Raw genomic sequence first — 14958 nt, 5'->3', positions numbered from 1 at the left:
ATATTAGCAGCTGCGCGATAAAATCCAGCCTTGTAGCGCGATTTACCCATAATGGCCAGTGGACAGCCTCGCGCCATGTCTTAGAATTGCCGCCACTTGCCGATCGCTTGCGGAAGCTCCCGATGATCAACGCCCACCTGCTGCAACTGGTGATCAACGCCTCCAACGACGGGATCGTCGTTGCCGAACAGGAAGGCGAAGACAACATCATCATCTACGTGAACCCGGCGTTCGAACGCCTCACCGGCTACAGCGCCGACGAGGTGCTGTATCAGGACTGCCGCTTTCTCCAGTCGGGCGACCGTGACCAGCCGGGAATCCCGCTGATTCGCCAGGCCCTGGATAGCGGCCAGCCCTGCCGCCAGGTGCTGCGCAACTACCGCAAGGACGGCAGTCACTTCTGGAACGAGCTGTCGATCACCCCGGTGTTCAACGAAAGCGACCAGCTGACCTATTTTGTCGGTGTGCAGAAAGATGTGACGGTCCAGGTCAAGGCCCAGCAACGGCTGGCGCAGGTGGAAAAGGAACTGGCCGAAACCCGCGCGAAACTCGCCGATTACCAGGCGACGAATGGCGCTAACAAGATGTCGAATTAGTTGTCAGTACGCTTAATCACCAATGATTTTGTCACTTTCTCCTTCGAGCAACATCATGCGCCGTGACGCTCTCCTCACCCAGGATGAACTGGACTTCATTCAGACCATGCAGCACAACCCGCAACTCAACGTGCGGGATGCGAACTCGAGCCTGCTGGTCAACGGGGGCTCACAGATCCGCGACTTGCTCACCCGCCTGGCGGCCAACGAGCAAGTGACCATCCAGGCGCACTTTGAAAACCAGCAGATAACCTTTCCCCTGCATCTGGTGGAGGACGAATTCCACGCCCTGCATCTGCGCCTGGGCGTGCCGAGCATCTTCGAGGACGGGCCGAGGGTCCGCCCATGGCGCCTGACGCTGGCGGAGCCGGTGGCCCTGGAAAACGCCAAGGGGCAGCCCACTGCGTTGTGGGTGCATGAGGTGTCGTTCAACAGCGTGTTGCTGGAAATCCGCAACCGGGCCAAAGCGCCAAAGCAGTTCGCCCAGTGGTTCAGCCCCTCGGGCTACGAGCGCATCGCCCTGCGCGGCCGCCTCGAACGCCAGACCGAGGCAGGCTTCTATGCCTATCGGTTGAACCAGAGCGACAAGGATGAAACCGAGCGCCTGCGCCAGTTCATCCTGCAACAGCACCGCCTGGCACACCCCAACCTGCACGTCTGAAGTCGCGCGTTTCTCTGCCTGGGTATGAACTCAGGTATCGAGCGTGCCGCTGAGAAACTGCCGCAGGCGCTGCATCATCAAACGTCCGTCACTCCCCAGGCAGCCCACCGGCGAAGCGCTCAGGCTGTCCTGCGCCAACTCGGCGACATCCCCCGCCAGCATCAGCGGACACTCCAGGGTCAGCGCCAGGCGGTTCAAGCGTCGAGGCAGCTCCGGCGCCGGGGCGTGATTGGAAAACAGCACCAGCGCCTGGGGTTTGATCTTCTCGCAGACCAGGGTCAGTTCATCGAACGGCTGCCCCAGCGCCAGCACCCGCACTTCCACTTCAGCACTGCCAAGCATCAGCGCCGCCACCAGCAACTCCAGCTCCCGGCATTGCCCGGCAAGCGCCGCCAGCAGCACCGGGCGCGGCTGGCTGCCGCGCTGCAACAGCAGGCGCTGGGAGATCCGCGAACGCAGGAATTGATCGAAGAACAGCCATTCGCTGGTGTGGCCGTAAGGTTCCTGGTGCTGCGCCAGCTGCCGCCAGAACGGCATGAGAATGTCCTGGAACACCACCGACAGCGAATAGCTGGAGAAAATCTGGCCGTACAGCCGCTCCAGGTACGGCTCGTCGAATTCGCCAACCGCCCGCTTGAGCTGCCCCTGCCACTGCAGGTAATCGCCCGATTCGCTGTCGCCCGGCATGGCCTGTGGCGCCTCGCGGGCGGCCCGGGTCTTGGCGAGGATCTTGCCGACCTTGCTGACCGCGACACCACGATCGATCCAGCCGAGGATCTCGCGGACTGTCTCAACATCGCGCATCGAATACAGACGATGCCCACTTTCGGTGCGTGTCGGCTGGATCAAGCCATAACGACGCTCCCAGGCCCGCAGGGTCACCGGGTTGATCCCCGTGAGCCGTGAAACTTCCCGGATCGGAAACAGATCGTCCTGCGAGGGCTGGTCGAGGGGCTGTGTCGGGCGGGCAAGTTCAGTAATGACGGGCATCTGGGCAGAAAACACCGATGGATAAAGTGACGGCCATTCTACTCCCCATCGGTGACAGTTCTTCAACACAGGGCAAAGCGACCGCTGCCTCTGGTGTATTTGTCACAATCAGGAATAATCCTTGCTTGCTTCCAAGACGCAGCCCAATACCCCGCAGCTGCGTCCGGCGTACTGCCTTACCCAGGCAACGCATTGGTTTTACGGAGATACATAATGTCTACCTCACCCGTCACCCTGATGGTCGCCCGGCGTGTCGCCGATGGCCGTTACCAGGACCTGATCGCCTGGCTGCGCGAAGGCGAACAATTGGCCACCGACTTCCCCGGTTATCTCGGCTCCGGCGTGCTCGCCCCGCCGCCCGACGATGACGAATTCCAGATCATCTTCCGCTTCGCCGACGAGCAGACCCTGCACGTCTGGGAACACTCCGCCTCGCGCATGGCCTGGCTGGCCCGCGGCAGCGACCTGTTCGCCCACCCCCATGAACACCGGGTCAGAGGCATAGACGGCTGGTTCGGCGCGGCCGGCCAGCGTCCACCCCGCTGGAAACAGGCGGTGGCCATCTGGCTGGCCTTCTTCCCGGTGTCGCTGATCTTCAACTTCATCCTCAACCCGCTGCTGGGTGAACTCAGCCTGGTGCCGCGGGTGCTCGTCAGCACCCTGGCCCTGACGCCGCTGATGGTCTACTGGTTCATTCCGCTGTCCACCCGCCTGTTGTCCCGGTGGTTGAACAGCACGCCGGCCCGTCCGCTGCCGACAGCACCGTCCCCACAGAGCCACCTGTAGCAGCCGACTCGCCGGCGATGAGCGATAACGCGGTCTGCCAGACAGACCGCGGCGCCATCATCGCGGGCAAGTCGAATCGCCGTCCGCTCGCTCCTGCAGCGGCTTGGGCGAACCCCGCCCGGCGCTGGTATAGTTTTGCTCTACCTGCGACGCGAGCCGTTCATGACTACTTCCCCTGCCCCGATCCTGATCACCGGCGCCGGCCAGCGTGTCGGCCTGCATTGCGCGTTGCGCCTGCTGGAAGACGGTCATCGGGTGATCATCAGCTACCGCACCGAGCGCCCGGGCGTGCAGGCCTTGCGCGAGCGTGGCGCGATGGCCCTGTTCGCCGACTTCTCCAGCGAAGCCGGGATCCAGGCCTTCATCAGCCAATTGCACGAGCACACCGACAGCCTGCGGGCGATCGTGCACAACGCCTCGCAATGGCTGGAGGAAACACCCGGCCAGGAAAGCGCGGCCTTCGTCGACATGTTCAGCGTGCACATGCTCGCGCCCTACCTGATCAATCTGCATTGCGCCGACCTGCTGCGACGCGTGAGCCCCGCCGACATCGTGCACATCGGCGACGACGTCACCCGCCGCGGCAGCAGCAAGCACATCGCCTATTGCGCCACCAAGGCCGGCCTCGACAGCCTGACCCTGTCCTTCGCAGCGAAATATGCTCCGACGATCAAGGTCAACGGCATCGCCCCGGCTCTGTTAATGTTCAATCCCGACGACGACGCGGCCTACCGCGCCAAGGCCCTGGCCAAGTCCGCCCTGGGCATCGAGCCCGGTTGCGAAGTGATCTACCAGAGCCTGCGTTATCTGCTCGACAACCCTTATGTCACCGGCACTACCCTGACCGTCAACGGCGGGCGGCACCTCAAGTAAGGCTTCCCGCGAGGACGTTACATGACGCTTTCCCTGCCCCAGCATTACCGCGAGATCCTCAAGGATCTCGGCGAAGACCCCGAGCGCGAAGGCCTGCTCGACACCCCGCAACGCGCGGCCAAGGCCATGCAGTACCTGTGTCATGGCTACAACCAGTCGGTGGACGAGGTGGTCAATGGCGCGCTGTTCGCCTCCGACAACGATGAAATGGTCATCGTCGCCGACATCGAACTCTATTCGCTGTGCGAACATCACCTGCTGCCCTTCATCGGCAAGGCCCATGTGGCTTATATTCCCACCGGCAAGGTGCTGGGCCTGTCGAAGATCGCCCGGATCGTCGACATGTTCGCCCGCCGCCTGCAGATCCAGGAAAACCTCACGCGGGAAATCGCCGACGCGGTGCAGCGGGTGACCCAGGCCGCCGGCGTCGCGGTGGTCATCGAAGCCCAGCACATGTGCATGATGATGCGCGGCGTCGAGAAGCAGAACTCGACCATGCACACCTCGGTGATGCTCGGCGTCTTTCGCGAGTCGAGCACCACGCGCCAGGAATTCCTGCAATTGATCGGACGGAGCAAGTAGCAATGCCACAACTTCAGCCAGGAATGGCTCGCATCCGGGTCAAGGACCTGTGCCTGCGGACCTTCATCGGAATCAACGAGGACGAGATCCTCAACAAGCAGGATGTGCTGATCAACCTGACCATCCTGTATGCCGCGCAGGAAGCCGTGCGCGACAACGACATCGACCATGCGCTGAACTACCGCACCATCACCAAGGCGATCATCGCCCACGTGGAGGGCAACCGCTTTGCCCTGCTCGAGCGCCTGACCCAGGAGATCCTCGATCTGATCATGGCCAACGAATCGGTGCTGTACGCCGAGGTCGAGGTCGACAAACCCCACGCCCTGCGTTTCGCCGAGTCGGTGTCGATCACCCTCGCGGCCAGCCGCTGATATCATCCGCGCCACATTTGATCGCACAGAGCCGAACATGACCGAGCAACAACGCCTGGAACTCGAAGCCGCCGCCTTCCGTCGCCTGGTCGCGCACCTGGACAGCCGCAAGGACGTGCAGAACATCGACCTGATGAACCTCGCCGGCTTCTGCCGCAACTGCCTGTCCAAGTGGTACAAGGCCGAGGCCGACGAGCGCCAGATCGAGGTCAGCCTCGATGACGCCCGTGAAGTGGTGTATGGCATGCCCTACGCCGAGTGGAAGACTCTCTACCAGAAAGAAGCCAGCGCCGAGCAGCAAGCGGCGTTCGCCAAAGGAAAACCCCATGACTGACCTGAACACCCTGCGCGCCAGCCTCAAGAGCGGCGAGCACGTCTTCGCCGACACCCTGGCCTTTATCGCCGCCGGCTACGACTACCAGCCACAGGCCTTCGACAACGGCGGCGTGGAGAACGCCGCCGGGCAGAACGAAGGTTCGTGCAAGACCCTGGGCCTGGCCCTGCTGGAAGGCTTGAGCGACGAAGAAGCGCTGCTGGCGTTCGGCGAGCATTACCGCTCGGTGCTGGCCACCCCTGAAGGCAGCGACCACGGCAATATCCGCGCGCTGATCGCCTATGGCCTGGCGGGTGTGAAGTTCGCGCAGCAGCCACTCAAGCGCCGCTGATCTCTGTAGGAGCGAGGCTTGCCCGCGATGATCACCATGCGGTCTATCTGAAGCACCGCGTTGTCTGGATCGCGGGCAAGTCGGATCGCCGCCCGCTCGCTCCTATAGAAGCAACAGATACAAAAAAACCGGCCTGGGCCGGTTTTTTCATTTCAATGGTCTCAGAACGAAGCGTTCTGCAGGCCGTCCAGGTAGCGCTCGGTGTCCAGCGCAGCCATGCAGCCGGCGCCGGCCGAGGTGATGGCCTGGCGGTACACGTGGTCGGCCACGTCACCGGCGGCGAAGATGCCTTCGATGCTGGTCGCGGTGGCGTTGCCTTCACGGCCGCCCTGCACCACCAGGTAGCCATCCTTGAGTTCCAGCTGGCCTTCGAACAGCGAAGTGTTCGGGGTGTGGCCGATGGCGATGAACACGCCGTCGACCTTGATCTCGTCGAAGCTGCCGTCGTTGTTCTTCAGGCGCGCACCGGTGACACCCATGTTGTCGCCCAGTACTTCGTCCAGGTTGGCGTTCAGCTTGAGCTCGATCTTGCCTTCGGCAACCCGGGCATTGAGCTTGTCGATCAGGATCTTCTCGGCGCGGAAGGTATCGCGACGGTGGATCAGGGTGACCTTGCTGGCGATGTTGGCCAGGTACAGGGCTTCTTCGACAGCGGTGTTACCGCCACCGACCACGGCCACTGGCTTGTTGCGATAGAAGAAACCGTCGCAGGTCGCGCAGGCCGACACGCCTTTGCCCATGAAGGCTTCTTCCGAAGGCAGGCCCAGGTAACGGGCGCTGGCGCCGGTGGCGATGATCAGGGCGTCGCAGGTGTAGGTCGCGCTGTCGCCGGTCAGGGTGTAAGGCTTGGCGGCGAAGTCCACGGCATTGATGTGATCGAAGACGATTTCGGTTTCGAAACGCTCGGCGTGTTCACGCATGCGCTCCATCAGCGCCGGGCCGGTCAGGCCGTGGACGTCGCCCGGCCAGTTGTCGACTTCGGTGGTGGTGGTCAGCTGACCGCCGGCCTGCATGCCGGTAATCAACAGCGGCTTCAGGTTGGCGCGGGCGGCATAGACCGCGGCGCTGTAACCGGCAGGGCCGGAACCGAGAATAATCACACGCGAATGACGTACATCAGACATGACTCACTCCTATCGACCGGCCCGGATCTCTGGCGCGGAACGCCGGATTGCCGGCTGGAATAAAAAAGGACGGCGAAAGCACTTGGGGAAGGCTTCAGGTTCGCCCGTCCGAAAATAATGGGTGCAGCGTATAGAGGGGGCGAAGATTAAGGAAATACGGTTTAACAATCCAGCTCATAGGAGGTCTCTATCCGGTATCGGTGTATTTACCGGCGCCTTTGTTACAGTTGATGTCGACCTTGCGACCGCGCTTTCGCCGGTGGGGCAAAGCCGGTAAGGTCGGCGCGTTTTCCCCTTGCACGGAGCTCCCTATGCCCGCCCCCGTTCTGTCCGGCCCGCAATACCTGCGCGAAGGCCTCAAGCTGGTGCTCAGCCCCGGCCTGCGTCTGTTCGTCCTTTTGCCCCTGGCCATCAACCTGGTGCTGTTCGTCGGATTGATCTATTTCGCCGGCCACCAGTTCAGCCTGTGGGTCGACACCCTGATGCCTTCTTTGCCGGACTGGCTGAGCTTTCTCAGCTACATCCTCTGGCCGCTGTTCGTGGTGCTGGTGCTGCTGATGGTGTTTTTCACCTTCACCATGCTGGCCAACGTGATCGCCGCGCCCTTCAACGGTTTTCTCGCGGAGAAAGTCGAAGTGGTGGTCCGCGGCACCGACAATTTCCCGCCCTTCAGTTGGGCCGAACTGCTGGCCATGATCCCGCGCACCCTGGCCCGGGAAATGCGCAAGCTGGGCTATTTCCTACCGCGGGCCATCGGCCTGTTCATCCTGTCCTTCATTCCGATGGTGAACCTGGTGGCCGCGCCGCTGTGGCTGCTGTTCGGCGTGTGGATGATGGCGATCCAGTACATCGACTACCCGGCGGACAACCATAAGCTGGGCTGGAACGAGATGCTCGCCTGGCTGCGGGAAAAGCGCTGGCAGAGCATGAGCTTTGGCGGGATCGTCTACCTGGTGCTGCTGATCCCGGTGGTCAACATCCTGATGATGCCGGCGGCGGTGGCCGGGGCGACGCTGTTCTGGGTGCGTGAGCGCGGCGCGGAAAACCTGGTGGTCCAGCAACGCTGAGCAGGTCATAAATCCATCATCGCAACGTCACAATGACGACATGGCCTCGGCTGACACTGAGGTCATGACGACAGCTCTGCATATCACTCTGATCACCGAAACCTTCCCACCGGAAATCAATGGCGTGGCCAATACCCTTGGCCGCTTGTGCGATGGATTGCGCGCCCGTGGCCACCAGGTGGAACTGATCCGCCCGCGCCAGGGCAGCGATCAGAGCCGGGTCAGCGACGACGGTCTGCTGCTGTGCCGTGGCTGGCCGCTGCCAGGCTATCCGGGGCTGCAATGGGGCCAGTCGTCGATGCACAAGTTGTTGCGGCGCTGGAAACGCCATCGCCCGGATGTGCTGTACATCGCCACCGAAGGCCCGCTGGGCCTGTCCGCGCTACGAGCGGCGCGGCGCCTGGGGATTTCCGTGGTCAGCGGTTTCCACACCAACTTCCAGCAGTACTCCAGCCAGTACGGCCTGGGTTTGCTGACGCGCCTGCTGACCCACTACCTGCGCTGGTTCCACAACCGCTCCAAGCTGACCCTGGTGCCCAGCGCCAGCCAACGCCTGGAACTGGAGCGGCGTAACTTCGAACGCCTGGCACTGCTGTCCCGCGGGGTCGACAGCCAACTGTTCCACCCAGCCAAACGCCTCAACAAGCTGCGCGAAAGCTGGGGCCTGGGCAGCGACGATATCGCGGTGATCCATGTCGGCCGCCTGGCGCCGGAGAAGAACCTGGGCCTGCTCAAGCGCTGCTTCGCCCAGCTGCAGGAGACTTATCCACAGCAGTCCATGAAGTTGATCGTGGTGGGCGATGGCCCGCAACGCGCGGTGCTGCAGAAGGAGTTGCCGGACGCGGTGTTTTGCGGCTCGCAGCGCGGTGAAGCACTGGCCAGTCACTATGCCTCGGGGGATCTGTTTCTGTTCCCGAGCCTGACCGAAACCTTCGGCAACGTGGTGCTCGAGGCCCTGGCCTCGGGGCTGGCCGTGGTGGCCTACGACCAGGCCGCGGCGGCCCAGCATATTCGCCATGGCTACAACGGTGTGCTGGCGATGCCCGGGGACGAATGCGCGTTCTGCGATGCAGCCAGTTGGCTGCTGGAGGAGCGCGAGACCTTGCGTCGGGTACGCCTCAATGCTCGCCAGCATGCCAGCCGTCAGGGCTGGGCGGCGATCATCGAGCAATTTGAAACCCAGCTGCGGGGTGCCTGCACGGAAACCGTGCTGATGCCTGAGGGGCGGCTTTTGCCCTAGATTAAAAAGCATCGCGGGCAAGCCTCGCTCCTACAGAATCACCGTTCGTGCAGGAGCGAGAGGGCGGCGATCCGACTTGCCCGCGATAGCCTTTCCAGGCGCTGCGCTCAGACCAGCGTCATCAACGCCTCACGGCTGAACGGCAGGATGTCCTGCTCGCGACCGTCACGCACCTTCTGCGCCCAGTCCGGGTCCACCAGCAATGCGCGCCCTACTGCCACCAGGTCGAACTCATCATTGTTCAAGCGCTCCAGGAGTTTTTCCAGGCTCGCCGGCTGCGCCACCTTGTCGGTATTGACCATGAACTGCAGGAACTCGCCGTCGAGGCCGACGCTGCCCACGGTGATGGTCGGCTTGCCGGTGAGCTGGCGGGTCCAACCGGCCAGGTTCAGCTCGGAGCCTTCGAACTCCGGCTCCCAGAAACGCCGGGTGGAGCAGTGGAAGATATCCACACCGGCCTCCGCCAGCGGCTTGAGAAACTCACCCAGGGCCTCGGGGGTTTGTACCAGGCGAGCGCTGTAGTCCTGCTGCTTCCACTGCGAGAAGCGGAAGATGATCGGGAAGCCAGGGCCCACCGCGGCGCGCACGGCCTGGATCAGCTCGATGGCAAACCGCGAACGCTGGGCCAGGTCGCCACCGTACTCGTCGGTACGCTGGTTGCTGCCGTCCCAGAAGAACTGGTCGATCAGGTAGCCGTGGGCGCCATGGATCTCCACGCCGTCCATGCCGATGCTCTGGGCATCCTTGGCGGCCTGGGCGAAGGCGGCGATCACTTCACGGATATCGTCCTGGGTCATGCCATGGACCACCACCTGGCCGTCCTTGAGCTTTTCCGACGGGCCGTAACCCGGCACGCTGGCATCCGGCTCGGTGCCCAGGCGGCGCACGTTGCCCACATGCCACAGCTGCGGAACGATCTTGCCGCCTTCGGCATGCACCGCGTCCACCACCTTCTTCCAGCCGGCCAGGGCCGCTTCGCCATAAAAGCGCGGCACGTTCGGATAACCGTTGGAGGCCTTGTGCCCGACCGTGGTGCCTTCGGTGATGATCAGGCCGACCCCGGCCGCGGCGCGACGACGGTAGTACTCGATGACTTTCGAGTTCGGCACGCCACCCGGGGAAAACGAACGAGTCATCGGCGCCATCACCACACGGCTCGACAGCTCCAGGGCACCCAGCTGAAAGGGTTTGAACAAGGCTTGAACGGGCATGCTGTACTCCAGGGCTGAGGGTCTGAATCGCGGGAAGCGGCAGGTCGGGCGAGTGCGCCGACGGCCTTATGATGGCGATAATATTCCGTGTCCCAAGCAACGCCCAGCACTATTGACCGGGGTGATTAAGGTGCCAAAGCGCAGAGAAGCGAGGGATGCGCGAACGCGCGGTAAAACCGGCCGGGCAGCGGGGCCCGGCGTGCAGATTCAGCTCAAGGCTTTTTCGATGGCCTGGACCACGGTCGGATCATCGGGTGCGGTGCGTGGGGAGAAACGCGCCAGGACGCGGCCGTCCTTGCCCAGCAGGAACTTCTCGAAGTTCCAGGTGATGTCGCCCGGGAATTCCGCCCCTTCGCCCGCCAGCAGACGGTACAACTGATGGCGCTCCGGACCGTTGACCTCCAGCTTGCTGCTCAACGGAAAGGTCACCCCGTAGTTGAGGCTGCAGAACTCCTGGATCTCCTGTTCGGAGCCCGGCTCCTGCCCGGCGAACTGATTGCACGGCAGGCCCAGCACGCTGAACCCCTGGCCTTTGTATTGCTGGTAGAGGTTCTCCAGCGCCGCGTATTGTGGTGTCAGACCACACTTGGAGGCGACGTTGACCACCAGCACGACGTGCCCCTTGAAAGGCGCGAGCGGTAGCTCCTGACCATCCAGGGCTTTCAATTTAAGGTCGTGAAAAGCACTCATGACGAACTCCAGATTCCCGTGTTCTTGCAGAAAACAGCCACTCGACAGTACCGCCTGTTGCCCGGCGATAAAAGCCGCCGACTAAAAAGGCGCCCTCGGGCGCCTCTCCAGTCAGATTTGAGCTTAGCGCAGAAATCAGTGGTGATGGCCACCTTCGCCATGGACGTGACCATGGGCGATTTCTTCCTGGCTGGCGTCACGGATGTCGACAACCTTGACCTTGAAGTTCAGGCGCTGGCCGGCCAGCGGATGGTTGCCGTCGACGGTCACGTCGTCGCCGTCCAGGTCGCGGATGGTGACGATCTGCATCTGGCCGTCCGGAGCGGAAGCGTGGAACTGCATGCCCACTTCCAGTTCGTCGACGCCTTCGAACATGCTGCGGCTCAGGGTGCTGACCAGTTCGGCGGCGTATTCGCCGTAGGCATCTTCCGGCTCAACGGCAACGCTCAGCTCGTCGCCGACGTTCTTGCCTTCCAGGGCCTTTTCCAGGCCTGGAATGATGTTCCCTGCGCCATGCAGGTAGACCAGCGGGGCGCCGCCGGCAGAGCTGTCGATGACCTCACCAGCGTCGTTGGTGAGGGTATAGTCGATGGAGACAGCCTTATTGGCGGCGATCAGCATGGGGCGAGACCTTTTGCATAAGAATGAAGAACGTCCAAGTTTAGCGAAGCAATCGTCCGAAAGCGAACGGAACCCGGACAAACGGAACGCGGCGCCAGGCTCGACGATCGTCGGCTTTCATCAGGATGAAGACGGCCACTGGGTCGTCGAGCTGTCCTGTGGCCATACCCAGCACCTGCGCCACCAGCCGCCCTGGCAATCGCGGGCCTGGATCCTGGATCCGCACAAACGCCTGGAAAAAATAGGCCAGCCCTTTGCCTGCGGTTGGTGCGCACAAGGCTCGGTTAGCGCTAACCTTGGCGCCTGAATTTCCGGTAGAGCAGTACACATAAGCGACTCACCGTTGCCATGCACCCTTCGAGAATCCGCATGCAAACTTTTTTTATCGCACCCACCGATTTTGGCGTGGGTCTGACCTCCATCAGCCTCGGGCTGGTGCGTACCCTGGAACGGGCCGGCCTCAAGGTCGGCTTCTTCAAACCCATTGCCCAGCCTCACCCAGGCGATACCGGCCCTGAGCGCTCGACCGAGCTGGTGGCCCGCACCCATGGCCTGAAACCGCCGCAGCCGCTGGGCCTGGCCCATGTCGAACGGATGCTCGGCGACGGCCAGCTGGACGAGTTGCTGGAAGAAATCATCACCCTCTACCAGCAGGCGGCCGTCGGCAAGGACGTGCTGGTGGTCGAAGGCATGGTGCCGACCCGTAGCGCCAGCTATGCCGCACGGGTCAACCTGCACCTGGCGAAAAGCCTGGATGCCGAGGTGATCCTGGTGTCCGCCCCGGAAAACGAAGTGCTCACCGAGCTGTCCGGTCGCGTGGAGTTGCAAGCGCAACTGTTCGGCGGCCCGCGCGACCCGAAAGTGCTGGGGGTGATCCTCAACAAGGTGCATACCGACGAAAGCATGGAGGCCTTTTCCGCCCGTCTGAAAGAGCATTCGCCCCTGCTGCGCAGCGGCGACTTCCGCCTGCTCGGCTGCATCCCCTTCCAGCCGGAACTGAACGCGCCGCGCACCCGCGACGTCGCCGACCTGATGGGCGCCCAGGTGCTCAACGCCGGCGACTACGAAAGCCGGCGCATGACCAAGATCATCATCTGCGCGCGCACCATGCGTAACACCGTGGAGCTGCTCAAGCCCGGCGTGCTGGTGGTGACGCCCGGCGATCGCGACGACATCATCCTCGCCGTGAGCCTGGCGGCGATCAACGGCGTGCCCCTGGCCGGGTTACTGCTGACCAGCGACACCCTGCCCGACCCGCGGATCATGGACCTGTGTCGCGGCGCCCTGAATGCCGGCCTGCCGGTGCTGTCGGTGAGCACCGGCTCCTACGACACCGCCAACCAGCTGAACAGCCTGAACAAGGAAATCCCCATCGATGACCGCGAGCGCGCGGAGATCATTACCGACTTCGTCGCCAGCCACCTGGACGCCAAGTGGCTGCACCAGCGTTGCGGCACGCCGCGGGAAATGCGCCTGTCGCCGGCGGTGTTCCGCTACCAGTTGATCCAGCGCGCCCAGGAAGCCAACAAGCGCATTGTCCTGCCCGAAGGCAGCGAGCCGCTGACCGTGCAGGCCGCGGCGATCTGCCAGGCGCGCGGCATCGCCCGTTGCGTGCTGCTGGCCAAGCCGGCGGATGTCGAGGCGGTCGCCCGGGCCCAGGGCATCGAGTTGCCGCCTGGCCTGGAAGTCATCGACCCGGACCAGATCCGCGAACGCTACGTCGAGCCGATGGTGGCGCTGCGCAAGAGCAAGAGCCTCAACGCGCCGATGGCCGAACAGCAACTGGAAGACCCGGTGGTGATCGGCACCATGATGCTGGCCCTGGACGAAGTCGATGGCCTGGTCTCCGGCCTGATCCACTCCACCGCCAATACCATCCGCCCGGCCCTGCAACTGATCAAGACCGCGCCGGGCTGCACCCTGGTGTCGTCGGTGTTTTTCATGCTGTTCCCCGAGCAGGTGCTGGTCTACGGCGACTGCGTGATGAACCCGCACCCGAGCGCCAGCGAACTGGCCGAGATCGCCCTGCAAAGCGCCGACTCGGCGGCCGCGTTCGGCATCACCCCGCGGGTGGCGATGATCAGTTACTCCAGCGGCGAGTCGGCCAGCGGTGAAGAAGTGGAGAAAGTCCGCGAAGCCACCCTGCTGGCCCATGAAGCCCAGAACTCGCTGCTGATCGACGGCCCGTTGCAATACGACGCCGCGGCCAACGAAGCCGTGGCCCAGCAACTGGCACCCAACAGCCAGGTCGCCGGCAAGGCCACGGTGTTCGTGTTCCCCGACCTGAACACCGGCAACACCACCCACAAGGCCGTGCAACGCAGCGCCGACTGCGTCAGCCTCGGGCCGATGCTGCAAGGCCTGCGCAAGCCGGTGAACGACCTGCCCCGTGGCGCCCAGGTCGACGACATCGTCTACACCATTGCCCTGACTGCGATTCAAGCCGCCAACCGACCTCTGGATGTGTAAATGCTGGATTTTCTACCTGCACCGCTGCGAGGCGTGATCGCCTCGCTGTTGTTGGCACTCAACACCATCGTCTGCTGTACACCGTTGTTCGTGGTGGCGATCTTCAAGTTGCTGCTGCCTTTCCCAGCGGCCCAGCGCTTCACCGACTGGCTGATGAGCCACATCCATGAAGCCTGGATCAGCAACAACAAGGCCTGGATGAACCTGTTCGGGCACACCCGCTGGCACCTCAGCGGGCTCGACGGCCTGGACTACCGGCACTCGTACCTGATCACCAGCAACCACCAGAGCTGGGTCGACATCATGGTCCTGCAGTACGTGCTCAACCGGCGTATCCGCCCGCTGAAGTTCTTCCTCAAGCAGGAACTGATCTGGGTCCCGGTGATTGGCCTGGCCTGGTGGGCCCTGGGCTTCCCGTTCATGAAGCGCTACTCCAAGGCCTACCTGGAAAAACACCCGGAGAAAAAGGGCAAGGACCTGGAGACCACCCGCAAGACCTGCGCGAAGTTCCGCGACAACCCGGTGGGCATCTTCAACTTCGTCGAAGGCACACGCTTCACCAAGGCCAAGCATGCGCAACAGGCCTCGCCGTTCCGCCACCTGCTCAAGCCCAAGGCCGGCGGCATTGCCTTCGTGCTGGACGCCATGGGCGAGCAACTGGAGTCCATCGTCAACGTCACCATCCACTACCCGGCGGGCCAGCCGGGTTACTGGGACCTGTTGTGCGGCAAGGTCAATGAAGTGGTGGTGCATTTCGAGGAGCTGCCGATTCCACCGCAGTTCATCGGCAAGAACTACGACCAGGATGGCGTGTACCGCCTAGAGTTCCAGGGCTGGATCAACCAGCTGTGGCAGAACAAGGATGCGCTGCTGGAGCAGATGCATCGGGAGTATCCGGGGAAGTAATGAAGCGCCTGTAAGGGCCTCATCGCGGGCAAGCCTCGCTCCTACAGAAGCGAGCGTGTTGCTCCTGTGCAGGAGCGAGGCTTGCCCGCGATAGCCTTCTCAA

Annotated in this window: 18 protein-coding genes; 13 read left to right on the top strand and 5 right to left on the bottom strand. The window is 63.0% G+C overall.

The genetic code is table 11. The features are described from left to right. Positions 1 to 122 precede the first annotated feature (122 nt). Together DK261_RS06615 and DK261_RS06610 are read left to right on the top strand one after the other, a co-directional pair. Positions 123 to 596 (top strand): PAS domain-containing protein, encoded by a 474-nt coding sequence (locus DK261_RS06615; protein ID WP_009047027.1) that lies wholly within the window; start codon positions 123 to 125, stop codon positions 594 to 596. A gap of 55 nt (positions 597 to 651) precedes the next feature. Beyond that, the gene (locus DK261_RS06610) at positions 652 to 1257 is read left to right on the top strand and encodes a hypothetical protein (RefSeq protein WP_028681672.1); all 606 of its coding nucleotides are present in this window, start codon (positions 652 to 654) and stop codon (positions 1255 to 1257) included. A 30-nt stretch (positions 1258 to 1287) separates the two neighbouring features. On the opposite strand, the gene DK261_RS06605 is transcribed toward DK261_RS06610, so the two are convergent. Further along, positions 1288 to 2247: a MerR family transcriptional regulator gene (locus DK261_RS06605; RefSeq protein ID WP_041985913.1), complete on the bottom strand. Its 960-nt coding sequence runs from the start codon at positions 2245 to 2247 to the stop codon at positions 1288 to 1290. 213 nt (positions 2248 to 2460) lie between these two features. Here DK261_RS06605 and DK261_RS06600 point away from each other — a divergent pair, with 213 nt between their 5' ends. The 6 genes from DK261_RS06600 to DK261_RS06575 all read left to right on the top strand — a co-directional run bounded on the left by DK261_RS06600 (position 2461) and on the right by DK261_RS06575 (position 5527). Then, positions 2461 to 3033, top strand: a complete 573-nt coding sequence (locus DK261_RS06600; protein ID WP_041985916.1) for an antibiotic biosynthesis monooxygenase — start codon at positions 2461 to 2463, stop codon at positions 3031 to 3033. 162 nt (positions 3034 to 3195) lie between these two features. Beyond that, positions 3196 to 3906, top strand: coding sequence for a dihydromonapterin reductase (folM, locus tag DK261_RS06595; protein ID WP_009047023.1), 711 nt, complete (start codon positions 3196 to 3198; stop codon positions 3904 to 3906). Positions 3907 to 3927: 21 nt separating this feature from the next. Then, a complete protein-coding gene (gene folE, locus DK261_RS06590) occupies positions 3928 to 4488 on the top strand; it encodes a GTP cyclohydrolase I FolE (RefSeq protein ID WP_110175435.1) in 561 nt (186 codons plus the stop codon). A gap of 2 nt (positions 4489 to 4490) precedes the next feature. After that, positions 4491 to 4862 carry a dihydroneopterin triphosphate 2'-epimerase gene (folX, locus tag DK261_RS06585; protein WP_007929829.1) on the top strand — a complete coding sequence of 124 codons (372 nt, stop codon included), beginning with the start codon at positions 4491 to 4493 and terminating at the stop codon, positions 4860 to 4862. 37 nt (positions 4863 to 4899) lie between these two features. Then, positions 4900 to 5196, top strand: coding sequence for a DUF1244 domain-containing protein (locus DK261_RS06580; protein ID WP_009047021.1), 297 nt, complete (start codon positions 4900 to 4902; stop codon positions 5194 to 5196). After that, positions 5189 to 5527 (top strand): HopJ type III effector protein, encoded by a 339-nt coding sequence (locus DK261_RS06575; RefSeq protein WP_110175434.1) that lies wholly within the window; start codon positions 5189 to 5191, stop codon positions 5525 to 5527. The genes DK261_RS06580 and DK261_RS06575 overlap by 8 nt, the downstream gene beginning before the upstream one ends. Positions 5528 to 5688: 161 nt before the next feature. On the opposite strand, the gene trxB is transcribed toward DK261_RS06575, so the two are convergent. Further along, positions 5689 to 6651 (bottom strand): thioredoxin-disulfide reductase, encoded by a 963-nt coding sequence (gene trxB, locus DK261_RS06570; protein ID WP_009047019.1) that lies wholly within the window; start codon positions 6649 to 6651, stop codon positions 5689 to 5691. A gap of 311 nt (positions 6652 to 6962) precedes the next feature. On the opposite strand from trxB, the gene cysZ reads away from it, so the two are divergent. Together cysZ and DK261_RS06555 are read left to right on the top strand one after the other, a co-directional pair. Then, complete coding sequence (gene cysZ, locus DK261_RS06560; protein ID WP_110175433.1) at positions 6963 to 7718, top strand: sulfate transporter CysZ; 756 nt, start codon at positions 6963 to 6965, stop codon at positions 7716 to 7718. A gap of 40 nt (positions 7719 to 7758) precedes the next feature. Beyond that, positions 7759 to 8958: a glycosyltransferase family 1 protein gene (locus DK261_RS06555; protein WP_009047017.1), complete on the top strand. Its 1200-nt coding sequence runs from the start codon at positions 7759 to 7761 to the stop codon at positions 8956 to 8958. Positions 8959 to 9065: 107 nt separating this feature from the next. Here DK261_RS06555 and DK261_RS06550 read toward each other — a convergent pair whose 3' ends face one another. From DK261_RS06550 to DK261_RS06540, 3 genes are all read right to left on the bottom strand, one after another. Further along, positions 9066 to 10169, bottom strand: coding sequence for an NADH:flavin oxidoreductase (locus DK261_RS06550; protein WP_038630618.1), 1104 nt, complete (start codon positions 10167 to 10169; stop codon positions 9066 to 9068). Positions 10170 to 10376: 207 nt separating this feature from the next. After that, entirely contained in the window at positions 10377 to 10859 is a 483-nt protein-coding gene (locus DK261_RS06545) for a glutathione peroxidase (RefSeq protein WP_009047015.1), read from the bottom strand. A gap of 135 nt (positions 10860 to 10994) precedes the next feature. Further along, positions 10995 to 11480 (bottom strand): peptidylprolyl isomerase, encoded by a 486-nt coding sequence (locus tag DK261_RS06540; RefSeq protein ID WP_007929845.1) that lies wholly within the window; start codon positions 11478 to 11480, stop codon positions 10995 to 10997. Here DK261_RS06540 and DK261_RS06535 point away from each other — a divergent pair. The 3 genes from DK261_RS06535 to DK261_RS06525 all read left to right on the top strand — a co-directional run bounded on the left by DK261_RS06535 (position 11449) and on the right by DK261_RS06525 (position 14855). Continuing rightward, positions 11449 to 11787 (top strand): DUF3565 domain-containing protein, encoded by a 339-nt coding sequence (locus DK261_RS06535; RefSeq protein WP_080684157.1) that lies wholly within the window; start codon positions 11449 to 11451, stop codon positions 11785 to 11787. The two genes, DK261_RS06540 and DK261_RS06535, sit on opposite strands and share 32 nt — an antisense overlap. A gap of 62 nt (positions 11788 to 11849) precedes the next feature. Next, positions 11850 to 13949, top strand: a complete 2100-nt coding sequence (pta, locus tag DK261_RS06530) for a phosphate acetyltransferase (protein WP_028681669.1) — start codon at positions 11850 to 11852, stop codon at positions 13947 to 13949. Beyond that, entirely contained in the window at positions 13950 to 14855 is a 906-nt protein-coding gene (locus DK261_RS06525; protein ID WP_016701711.1) for an acyltransferase, read from the top strand. It abuts the gene before it with no gap. Positions 14856 to 14958: the final 103 nt, after the last annotated feature.

The sequence above is a fragment of the Pseudomonas sp. RW409 genome (assembly GCF_003184125.1).
Taxonomy (GTDB): Bacteria; Pseudomonadota; Gammaproteobacteria; order Pseudomonadales; family Pseudomonadaceae; genus Aquipseudomonas; species Aquipseudomonas chlororaphis_I.
The sequence above is the reverse complement of the archived record's forward strand: the minus strand, read 5'-3'. Positions and strand labels throughout refer to the sequence as shown.